Origin of the sequence: Lewinella sp. IMCC34191, from assembly GCF_003390935.1 — a bacterium.
Classification (GTDB): domain Bacteria; phylum Bacteroidota; class Bacteroidia; order Chitinophagales; family Saprospiraceae; genus Neolewinella.
This window is the reverse complement of sequence record NZ_QNQZ01000010.1, coordinates 107,351-119,089: the sequence shown is the minus strand read 5'-3', so window position 1 is coordinate 119,089 and position 11,739 is coordinate 107,351. Positions and strand designations below refer to the sequence as shown.

The 11,739-nt window shown below is 58.6% G+C and carries 6 protein-coding genes; 5 read left to right on the top strand and 1 reads right to left on the bottom strand.

The features are described 5' to 3' along the window. The first annotated feature begins 118 nt into the window (after positions 1 to 118). Together DRW39_RS17990 and DRW39_RS17985 are read left to right on the top strand one after the other, a co-directional pair. On the top strand, positions 119 to 3,274 hold the full coding sequence (locus DRW39_RS17990) for a T9SS type A sorting domain-containing protein (protein WP_198664935.1): 3,156 nt from the start codon (positions 119 to 121) through the stop codon (positions 3,272 to 3,274). Between the two features lie 191 nt (positions 3,275 to 3,465). Then, a complete protein-coding gene (locus DRW39_RS17985) occupies positions 3,466 to 4,062 on the top strand; it encodes a hypothetical protein (RefSeq protein WP_116108468.1) in 597 nt (198 codons plus the stop codon). Positions 4,063 to 4,198: 136 nt separating this feature from the next. Here the strand turns inward: DRW39_RS17985 and DRW39_RS17980 are convergent, their stop codons facing one another. Next, positions 4,199 to 5,122, bottom strand: a complete 924-nt coding sequence (locus DRW39_RS17980) for a DUF2167 domain-containing protein (RefSeq protein ID WP_116108467.1) — start codon at positions 5,120 to 5,122, stop codon at positions 4,199 to 4,201. A 498-nt stretch (positions 5,123 to 5,620) separates the two neighbouring features. Here DRW39_RS17980 and DRW39_RS17975 point away from each other — a divergent pair, with 498 nt between their 5' ends. The 3 genes from DRW39_RS17975 to DRW39_RS17965 all read left to right on the top strand — a co-directional run bounded on the left by DRW39_RS17975 (position 5,621) and on the right by DRW39_RS17965 (position 11,645). Next, the gene (locus tag DRW39_RS17975) at positions 5,621 to 8,722 is read left to right on the top strand and encodes a SusC/RagA family TonB-linked outer membrane protein (protein ID WP_157976203.1); all 3,102 of its coding nucleotides are present in this window, start codon (positions 5,621 to 5,623) and stop codon (positions 8,720 to 8,722) included. 38 nt (positions 8,723 to 8,760) lie between these two features. Then, positions 8,761 to 10,164, top strand: coding sequence for a SusD/RagB family nutrient-binding outer membrane lipoprotein (locus DRW39_RS17970; RefSeq protein WP_116108465.1), 1,404 nt, complete (start codon positions 8,761 to 8,763; stop codon positions 10,162 to 10,164). A gap of 344 nt (positions 10,165 to 10,508) precedes the next feature. Then, complete coding sequence (locus DRW39_RS17965) at positions 10,509 to 11,645, top strand: Sb-PDE family phosphodiesterase (RefSeq protein WP_116108464.1); 1,137 nt, start codon at positions 10,509 to 10,511, stop codon at positions 11,643 to 11,645. The last annotated feature ends 94 nt before the right edge of the window (positions 11,646 to 11,739 follow it).

The following is an 11,739-nucleotide window of genomic DNA, read 5'->3' as shown; positions in this document are numbered from 1 at the left end:
ACCCGACTTTAAAATCGAGGTAACAGTTGACCAAAACGTAAGCTGTTTTGGGGGTGCTGATGGCGTAGTATCCGGCCTGTTTTCAAACGGTACGCCGCCCTACACCGTAACCTACTCCATGGGCGGTATAACGACCACCGAAACCACCTCGAACGATCAAAATACCCTGACCGGCGTACCGGCCGGCACGTTCGACGTTTCGGTCAAAGATGGGGCCGGCCTGACGGCTTCTACAACGGTAACCGTACCGCAGCCTTCCCAGTTAACCATCGACGTGACGCATAAGACCGACATTACCTGCCTGGGCAACGACAACGGTTCGGCCGGCGTAGCTGGCAAGGGAGGAACCGGCGCGTACACCTACAAATGGTCGACGGGAGCCACGACGCCGTCCATCAGCAATCTGAAAAAGGACACGTACTACGTCACGATAACGGACGGGAACGGCTGCACCGCAAGTCGACCTTTTACCATCAAAGAACCCAGCGAAGCACTTTCCGCTACCGCATCGGGTACCGACATTACCTGCAGAGGAAGCAATAACGGCTTAGTGAATCTGACCGTAGCGGGCGGCACGGCACCCTATACTTACAAATGGAATACATCCGCTACTACGAAGGACATAAGCGAGCTTGAACCAGGAGAGTACAGCGTTACCGTAAAGGATAAAAATGCCTGTACAACTACCGCGTCGGCAACTATTGCGCAACCTGCCGAACTCACTGGCACCGCTAAAGACATTACCCACGTTAGCTGTGCCGGCGGGCAGAACGGCGCTGCCACCATCAGCGTCGAAGGGGGTACTCTTCCTTATACCTATGCATGGCCCGGCGGACAAACCACGGCTTCCGTGGAGAATGTCGGTTCCGGAGGTTACGTCGTTACCGTGACCGACGCCAACAAGTGCGAAACCACGGTTCTTGCTGACATCAAGCAACCCCAAATGCTGAAGGCCAATCCGAAAGAAAAACGGATGGTCAGCTGCGCCGATGGTGACGATGGTTCCGTGGAAGTCAATCCGGAAGGGGGAACGCTTCCCTACACCTATCTGTGGAGCACGGGCGCTACTACCGCCAGCGTGGAGAATCTGCCGAAAGGCCAATACGGCGTCACCGTTACCGACGACAACGGGTGCACATCGGAAAGTGCCGTATGGCTCACCGAAAAGCCAACACTGACTGCTTTAATTGACATCACCGATGCCAGCTGTAACGGTAGTACGAACGGAGCACTTGAGACGACAGTGACCGGCGGAACCACCCCCTATACTTACGATTGGGGATCCGCCACCACCGCAAGCGGGGCCAATCCAACCAACCTGGCGGCCGGCGATTACACCCTAATGGTAACGGACGCTAACGGCTGTCAGGTAACCGTTCCGGCAACCGTGAGCGAACCCGCCGCCATAGCAATTAATATTACTTCCGTTCAGCACGTCAGCTGTTACGGGGAAGAAAACGGCGCGGCCACCGCCGAGGCAACCGGAGTGGAACCCCTGACGTACGAATGGACGAATGACAACGATCCCTGCGCCGTCTACTATAAGTCGGTCGGGAAGTGTAACCCCGTAGTCCTGGAGGGCAGCAGCGTTTCCGGACTGCCCGCGGGGAACTATACCCTACGCGTCACGGACGCAAACTCTTGTTCCGCCACGAAGGCCGTGGTCATCAAGCAGCCGGATGCGCCCTTGCAGGCTACCGCTACCCTCCTCAGGAAGGTCACCTGCGCCGGAGGGTCGGACGGCAGTGCGGAAGTAATGGCCGAGGGCGGTACGCCTCCCTACACCTACAAATGGGCCAACAACGAAGAAACGGCCATCGTAACGAACGCCACCGCCGGTAACGCCTTCATGGTCACCGTTACCGACGCCAACGGATGTACCGCCACCACTACCGTGGCAATCGGCTCGAACCCCGCCGTTGCCGCACAGGCCTGGTGGACGAGTGATGCCTCGTGTAATGGTAAGGCGGATGGGGAAGCATTCGTGGATGGTTCAGGCGGTACCGGTGGGTATACCTATCTCTGGTCCAATGGTGCGACTACCATGACCCTCGCGGAAGTTCCAGCCGATACCTACACGGTTACCGTCACCGACGATTCCGGTTGTACGGCAACCAGTTCCGTTACCATAAACGAGCCCAATATTCTCCAGGTCGACGCCACGGTTGATGCCAACCTACTATGCAACGGCGCGGCAACCGGTGAAGCATCCGTCACGGCCGTAGGCGGTAGCGGGAGTTACACCTACGAGTGGTCCAATGAAGCCACCACCGAAAAGGTTTTAGGCTTAACCGCCGCTACCTATACCGTCACCGTAACCGATAAGAATGCTTGCTTCGTTTCAACGGAGGTGACCATTACCGAGCCCTCCGCGATTACCGCTGACTTCGTAACTACACCTGACTACGGTCTGGGTGACGGAGCGGCGACCGCCATGGTAACCGGCGGGGTGGGTGAGTATACGTACGTGTGGAACAGCGACCCCCAGCAGTCAAGCGCCGCGGCAACCGCACTGTCGGCAGGTATCTATACCCTCACCGTAACCGACGGTAATGCCTGTACACTTGTGGATAGCGTGGAAATCGTACTGGCCGGAGACACCTGTGCTACCGCAATGCAGATCGATACCCTGCTCGGAGGCGAACTGGACGTCGCACAGTACAGCCGTTCGTTCAGTAATCAGCCTTACGGAATGGATACCTTCGACAATGAGGAGCTGATCGCCTACTTTGGAAACGATACCCTGCACCACCCGATTTACTACCGCTTCACCGGCGACGGAAACATCTACCATATCCGGACTGACAACTGCGATCAGGACGGTGCCCTAACCGACACCCGGGCCGCACTCTTCGCCGGCGCGTGTAGCCTGGACTCGTTGATCCGGCAGAGTGACAACTACAGTGAAACCGATAGTATGCCACTTATCGAGGTCCGGACCGAAGTCGGGGAGACGTACACCCTCCTCATCGACGCAGGAGATACGACACGAGGTAACTTCTGTCTTTCGGTGATGCAGGTGGCCACTGTGCCGACCAGAGAAGTCGTCCCGGTATCTATCTCGGTTTATCCGAACCCAACCTCGACCTCGATTCGTATCGACAATATCCGGGTACGTGATATCAAGGTTTACGACGGCTACGGTCGTCGGGCGGCGCATTACGTCGGCACCAACAACGAGATGGATCTGACGGGTCTGCCGTCCGGTGTCTACTACCTCCGGATTACCGGTGACAACAATCGTCTCTACACTTCTCGCGTAGTGAAACAGTAGTTCCGCTACTATTTAGTTAATCGGCTCTGGCCGGTACGGTGTACACCGTACCGGCCATTTTTTTGGCCGGTGGCTTCATCGGGATAGGAGAGATGCACTGCCTGCTTCCGTAGCGCCTCGGTCGTCCTTTGTCGAATAGATACAGGGGATGGGCGTTCACAGCTTATCTTGACAATTGATAATCGACAAGTATGCAGCACCTACGTTACCCGCTCACCTTCACCTTCAAAGTAACGACCCTGGCGAATGACTTTACCGCTACAGACAGTAGCGGTCGGGTAGTCGCTTACGTCCGGCAGAAGATGCTCAGGCTAAAAGAAAATATTGATATCTACGCGGACGAGCAACGCAGCCGGGTGATTTACAACATACAGGCGGATCGCTGGCTCGACTGGTCAGCGGCCTACGCTTTTTACGACGAGCAGGGTAAGGAATTCGGGAAGGTGGCGCGGAAGGGCTGGCGCTCCCTGTGGAAAGCGGAGTATGAGATTATCGACGGCCACGACCAGGGCCAGTTCAAGATCCAGGAGGAAAATGGATGGGTGAAGGTCCTGGACGGGTTGGTCGGGGAAATCCCGGTGCTGGGCTACTTCACCGGCTATTTTCTGAATCCCTCCTATCTCGTTACGGATCGTCGGGGCCGGGAGATGGCCCGGCTCACGAAGGAGGCATCCTTCCTGGGCCGCAAGTTTACCGTCGAGAAATTAGGTCCCTTCGAAGGGGCTGACGACGACCGGATCATGCTGGGCCTGATGATGATGATCCTGCTGGAGCGGCGGCGGGGGTAAGCCACGAGTTGAGGACCTCCCGGTCCGAAAGCACCCGAGCGCAGCGAGGGGCGGGACCCAACGCAAATAGCCCCCTGGGCAGACCAGCTGAGGCTGGGCGGACCAGGGGGCTATCTACCCACGTCGGCGGACGACGCTAGCTTTGACCCATCATTTTCTTGATGCCGGCTCCTGCGGCGACGATGGCCACCATGATCAGCTTCCACCCCTTCAGGAGGAAAATGCCAATCCCGGCCAGAAACCCGGTTTTGGCCAGCACCTTGCCCGCAATCAGGGCGGCGATACCGTAGCCGGCCACTTCGTCAATGCCGGGGGAAAAATCCGCATACCGGTGCCCTTCGTTGTAGCTGACGCTGGTGAGGATACCGTCCAGGTTTTCATTTACGCGGGGCAGGTCCTCGATGCTGCCGATGACGTTCATGGTCAGGTAGCCGCGGCGGCCGAGGAAGCGGACATTGTAATTGAGGGTATTTCCTTCTTCGCCCTCGAAGTAGAGTTCCTTGGCCCAGTGCAGTCGCTTATTAACGGCATCGTAGCTGGGCGCCTGTGCCCAGCCGATCAGCTCGATGGCTTCGTAGCCGGCCTGGGCTCGAAGCTTATTGCCTTCTTCCGTGTCATTGCGCATCTGCTGCAGCAGTTCACCGTAATCGATGTCCTCGGCGTCCTCGTCGTCGATGTAGCCATCCTGGGTGAAATAAATGTGTATGCCATAGCAGGCCTCGTCGTTGACGGACATACTATCCGGAAATAGCATGCCGTAAGATTCATCGGCAATACCGGGCATATTTCCCCACATATCTACCAGGACCGTTTGGGCGTCGGCACCATTTATGTAACGGTATCCGCGGGGGATGTCCAGGCTGGCCAGCCCGTCACCCAATTGTACGGTCGTATCGGCATAAAAAGTAAGGCTCGATTCGATGCTGTCCATGTGCTGCTGATAAGCAAGCATCATGGAATCGATATTGATGTCGACTTCGGTAAAGTCGTCGTCCTGGGCCGCGGCAAGGGATGGGAGCAGCAGCAAAGCGGCAGTGACCAGGGAGAGGAGATTCTTCATGGTGAGTGTAGTGAAGTTCGTAAAAACTGCGGGTGAAGCGTAGCCTATTTCTGTGTGCCTTATCTCTGGGCATAGCGTCTGTGCACGCCCTTGCGGCGCGGTGAGCAAAAAGTGAGTAATAATCTGTGTTGGGTGAAAGGGCACGAATACGCGCTTGCCGTTCGAAATAGGTGTGTACCCTTTAAAAACCGGTACGCAGAAGGGCGCGTACACCCCCCCGGCCCCATTAACATTTACTTTTTATTAATTTTTTCGACTACTTCCTCCCACCCGATTCGAGCCAATAGCTATATGCTATCCGGGATATATTGGTCCGGGTTTGTCGTTCTTTTTCGGGATTCCGGCTCTTTGAAGGCCATCTTACCTGCGCGCCGCCGCCCCCGGACTTCACTAAAACTTAATGGGGCGCCCCCGGGGCAAACAAGCATAGGCCCTTACTTTTGCGGCACCAACGGAAAGCGGTCTTGCGCCCTTCCGGCCTTTTCGCTACTACCATATATGAAACACCCATCCATTCCCGGGCATTGGCTGCACCAATTGTTCGTCTTAATCCTGCTGCTGAGCGCCGGTGGTCTGCACGCCCAGTTTACCGTCTCGGGACAGGTGACCGAAGCGGCCGACGGCACCCCCCTGATCGGCGTCTCCGTGGTGGAGCGGGGGACCACCAACGGCACGGTGACCGATCTCGACGGAAACTTCAGTCTTGAGGTGAGCACCGGTGAGGCTACGTTAATCATGACCTACGTCGGCTACGCACTGCAGGAAGTGGCCCTCGCCGGCCGCAGTCAGGTAGACATCGCTTTGAGTGAAGGGGTCAACCTGGACGAAGTGGTGGTCACCGCTCTGGGATTGAAGCGTGAAAAGAAGGCTCTCGGTTATGCCGTGGAAGAAGTCAGCGGCGATGAGATCGACGCGGTCCGGCCCGTCAATATGCTTTCCGGCCTGTCCGGTAAAGTGGCAGGGCTGACGGTTACCAACGCCAGTAACGGACTGACGAGTAGCTCCCGCGTCGTAATCCGCGGCGAGAACAGCCTCAACATCAACGCGAACGGCCCGCTGGTCGTGGTGGATGGCATCCCCATCAACAACGAGGTGTACGGCGTAGGCGGGGGCAGTACGAGCCAGAGCGACCTGCCCAGCGACTACGGCAACGGCGCCGCCGAGATCAATCCGGCCGACATCGCATCCGTTTCCGTGCTGAAGGGTGCGGCGGCCTCGGCCCTGTACGGTTCGCGGGCGGCCAATGGCGTCTTGCTAATTACCACGAAGAGCGGCGAAACACAGAAAGGGCTGGGCATCAACTTCAGCAGCAATACCACCTGGAGCAGTCCGCTCGTCTTGCCCGATCAGCAGACGCAGTACGGCGGTGGCTGGGGTCTTGCCTACGCCTCCGACTTCGGGACCAATTTCGGACCGTCGCTCGAAGAGGGACTACAGATCGAGCAGGACGGCTCCCCGCAGCCCGGTGAGCAACCCTTCGTCCGCCGCTACGACATCGCGGACTTCTTCCAGACCGGCTTCACCACGACCAATCAGCTGGCCATCAATGGCGGGTCCGACCGGGGGAACTTCCGCCTCAGCTACGGCAACAGCCAGAGCGAGGGTATCGTGCCGAATACCGACCTGGACCGCCACACCATCAGCCTGAATACCGAATACCGGCCGGCCGACTGGCTGACCATCGACCTGAGCGGCAACTACATCAATAGTGGAAGCAACAATGTCCCGGTCTCCGGCTACGGCAGCCAGGGGCTGATGTACGTCCTGCTGTGGAACTATAATAACGCCGACATGGACTGGTTCCGCGACTACTGGGCCGAGGGCGGCGAAGACCGGGAGCAGACCTACATCTTCACCTGGGCGGATAACCCCTACCTGATCGCCTATGAAAACCTGAACGGATTTGAGAAAGACCGGCTCTTCGGCCGCATCTCGGCAACGGCGCAACTCACCCCCGAGCTGAGCCTGCTGCTGCGCGGCGGTACCGACTACTTCGACGACCTGCGCACGAGTCGCCGTCCGGTAGGCGCCCAGCGCTACGCCAACGGGATGTACCGGGAGCAGAACGTGAACTTCCGCGAAACGAACCTCGACTTCCTGCTTACCTACACCAAGCGCTTCGGAGACTTCAGCGCCGTAGTCAGCGGGGGAGGCAACCGGCGCGAGGAGGAATACCGGGAGAACTTCATCGAGGGGCGCGGCCTGGCCGTGCCGGGCATCTACAACCTGCAGAACATCAACGTGAACCCCACCACGCGGCGCATCCTGCTGCCGAAGCGGGTGAACAGCCTCTACGCCTTTGCTAACCTGGGGTACCGCGATTTCCTCTACCTGGACGTCACCGCCCGCAACGACTGGAGTAGCGCCCTGCCGGAAGCCAATAACAGCTACTTCTATCCGTCCGCCTCGCTGAGCTTCCTGCCCTCGGAGATCTTCGACCTGGGGGAGGCGGTGGATTACGTGAAGCTGCGGGCCAATGTCGCCCAGGTAGGAAACGATACCCGTGCCTTCAGCCTCGTGAAGACCTACGAATTCGCGACATTGCCGAATTCCGTCAGCAGCCCCTCCGAGCTGCCCAATGCCGAACTCAAGCCGGAGCGGACCAACAGCTACGAAGTCGGATTGACCACCGAACTCTTAGAACGGCGACTGCGCTTCGACTTTACCTACTACAATAGCGTCACGAGCGACCAGATCATCCGCGCGGGCATCAGTCCGGCGTCGGGCTTCAATTCGACGGTCGTAAACGCCGGTGAGGTCGAAACCAATGGCCTGGAAGCGGCCCTGGGCATTAGTCCGTTCCGTAACCCCGACGGATTCAGCTGGGACCTCAACGTGAACTTCACCCGCAGTCGCAGCGTGGTGAACGCGCTGGCCCCCGGCATCGAAACCTTCATCGTCGCCAACGGCCCCGATGGTACGACGGTAGAAGCCCGTGTAGGCGGACGCATGGGGGACATCTACGGTCAGGTGTTCAACCGCACGGAGGACGGTCAAGTCATCTACGGCACGAACGGGCTGCCGGAAGTATCCACGGAACGGCAGTCGATCGGAAACTATAACCCTGACTTCACGGTGGGCATGGCTACCGACGTGAGCTACCGCGGCGTCTTCGCCCACGCCCTGCTCGACATCCGCAGCGGCGGACGCATATACTCCTACACCAACGCGATCGGTGCGGAGAGCGGCCTGCTGCAGCACTCCCTTCCCGGACGGACCGAGGGGCTGGTGGGCGACGGCGTCATGCGTGACGACGACGGCAACTTCGTGGAGAACACCACCGTAGTGGCTCCGGAAACCTGGTATTACGGTGGTTACTACCGTCGCGACAACGTGGAGGCCAACAGCTTCGACGCGAGCTTCGCCAAGCTACGGGAAGTGACCGTCGGTTACCGCTTACCCCAGCGCTGGCTGCAAAACATCGGCGTGGCCAACGCCAGTATTGCCTTTGTGGGGCAGAACGTCGCCCTCTGGACGGACGTGCCCAACATCGACCCGGAGGCCTTCGCCCTTAATGGGGGTACGCTGGTGCCGGGCTTCGAGGTCACGCAACTCCCCTCTACCAAATCCTTCGGGTTCCGGCTGAACCTCGGCTTTTAAGCTTTTTACCCGCGCTCCGCCGCCCAAAGAATTACGCTATGCGAACTTACTTACCGCTGCTACTGGTCCTGGCTTTCCTGTCGGGCTGCACCGATGACTTCGACGAGATCAACACCAACCCCAACGAGCCGGAAAGCGTGACGGGTGACCTGCTCCTGCGCACGGTCACCTTCGACCTGGCAAGCAATCACGTCAACAACGTACAGAACTTCGGTGACGTCGTGGCCCAGTACGCCGCCAACTACGAATTCAACGATATCGACATCTACCAGTGGGCGGCCGACGGGCGCTTTTGGAGTCTCTACGCGGTGATCCAGGATGCCAAGGACATCGAGGCCTACGGGATCGCAACGGGGCAGACCGACTACGAAGCCGTGGCGTTGACGCTGCAGGCGTATATGTTCTCGATCCTGACGGACGCCTACGGCGACGTGCCGTACACCGAGGCCGGGCGGGCGGAAAGCGACGGCATTTTCGCCCCCGCCTACGACCGGCAGGAGGATATTTACGCCGGGCTGCTGGAGGACCTGGACCGGGCCAATTCGCTGTTTACCGGAGCCACCATTGCCGGCGATAATCTGTACGGGGGCGATACGGGGAAGTGGCGCCGCTTCGCTAACTCCCTGCGGGTGCGGCTCCTGCTGCGGGCTTCGGAAGCTATGGACGTCAGTGCAACGCTGCAGGCGATCGTCGATGCCCCGGATAACTATCCGCTCTTCGCGGATAATGGGGACAACGCCATCTACGATTTCACCGGTGTGCTGCCCAATGCGGCGCCCATTGCCGCTCCCGTAGGACGCACCTACGATTATTTCCTACGGATCCCGACGACCCATCTCGTGGGCCTGCTGCAGGACTATGATGACCCTCGGCTGGCGGAGTGGCTGGATCCGAACGGCTACCCCGAATACCGCGGCGTGGACCCCGGCCAAACGCTGGGCGATATCGGCCGGCCGGACGTCTTTAGTACGAAAGACACCAGCTACTTTGCCGTGCCCGGCAAACTGGACGCCGTATTCATGACGGTCAGCGAGCTGAATTTTCTTTTAGCGGAGGCGGCGGAGCGCAGGTTAATTGAAGGTGACGAACAGGAATATTACCGCACCGCCGTCCGGGCCTCTTTCGAGCAATGGGGCGTACCTATTCCCACCGACTACTTCGACGGGGAAGCCGCCTGGGACGATGCCAATGCCCGCGAGCTGATCGCCCGGCAGAAATGGCTGAGTCTTTGGCAGAATACGACCGAGGCTTGGTTTGACTGGAAGCGGACGGGCTTACCCTCGTTCATCTCCGCCGGCCCGGGAACGGTGAATGCCGGTGCGGTGCCGGTGCGGCTGTTGTATCCGAGCATTGAGCAATCCGTCAACCCCGAGAATTATAGCGCGGCGGCGGAGCGGATCGGGGGGGATGATATTAATTCTAGAGTTTGGTATGATCGGTAGTTTGGTTCGCGGCTGCCTTCGGCAACCTTGGTGGGAAGGGGTTCACACAGATTTATACGGATTTAGAGCACGGATTCTCACGGATTTTTTTGTTGCCTGCGGCAATTTTTCAGGCACGGATACCGCGGAGATGGAGCGGTACAGATCAGGGGAGCGTAGCTCCCGAGCGAAGCGAGAGAATCTGTGCGCATCTGTGCCCTAAATCCGTCCTAATCTGTGTTGAAAATCATTTACTTAAGCGGCGCGAAGCGGCAGGCACTAGCAAAGGGTGAGTCGCTGGCAGCACAGGTGAAAGTTATTCATAAGACACCGATTGGGTAATCTCAAATAAATCAGTACACGGTATGCAATCAATTTTTACATTATTAGTCATGTTGGCGGTAAGCCTGGGATTGAGCGCGCAACACGCGCACGGGAACGGGCGAATGCATACCCACCAATACACGCGGGTGATCGATTTTCCCGATACGGAGGAATACCTGACGCTGGCCTGTGATTTTCATATCCATACCGTATTCAGTGACGGGAGCGTATGGCCGGATATTCGCATACAGGAAGCGCTGCGGGACAGCGTAGACGCGGTAGCGATGACCGAGCACCTGGAGTACCAGCCCCACGCCGACGATATTCCGCACCCCGACCGCAACCGGAGCCACGAGATCGCGACCGAAACGGCGGCGAATACGGATATGCTGGTCATCCAGGGGGCGGAAATCACCCGGCATATGCCGCCCGGCCACAGCAACGCCATCTTCATCCAGGACGCTAACGCCCTGCTGATCGAGGATAGCCTGGCCGTCTTCGAGGAGGCCAAGCGGCAGGGGGCCTTCACTTTCTGGAACCACCCGAACTGGACGGCTCAGCGCCCCGACGGCGTAGCCACCCTCACCCCCTTTCACGAGTACCTGATCGCCAACGATCTGCTGGACGGTATCGAGGTGGTGAACGACCTGACCATTAGCGAGGAAGCCCTGCAAATTGCGCTGGACAACGACCTCACGATCATGGGGACCTCGGATATCCACGGTCTGGTGGATTACCAGTACGATATCGCCGGGAGCGGGCACCGGCCCGTGACCCTGGTACTGGCGGCGGAGCGTACCCCCGAAGCCATTAAGGAGGCGTTGGTTGCCGGCCGTACGGTCGCCTGGTTCGAGAATACCCTCGTCGGGCGGCAAGCGCATGTCGGGGCCGTGGTGCGCGCCAGCCTGGATATCCCCGAGGCGCGGTACATAGATGATACCTCGGTAGCTGAAGTGACCATCACGAATAACAGCAGCGCCGAATACTTACTGGATAATATCGGCCAGTATTCCCTGCAGAGCGATCTCGGACTGGTGCGCGTCCCTGCTTACGGAAGTACCACCATCAACGTGATGACGGGCGAGGTACTGGACAGCTTCGAGTTGCGCTTTGAGGTGCTGAACGCGATCACGGCGCCGGGGGAGCGGCTGGAGATTTCGCACCGGGTTACGCCGTAGTTCTTAATTGCTAAAGTTCACCACGGAGGACGCAGATTTGCACGGAGGTATTCACAGAGGTGCGCTCGCCCTCCGTGATTCCTCTGTGAACCCC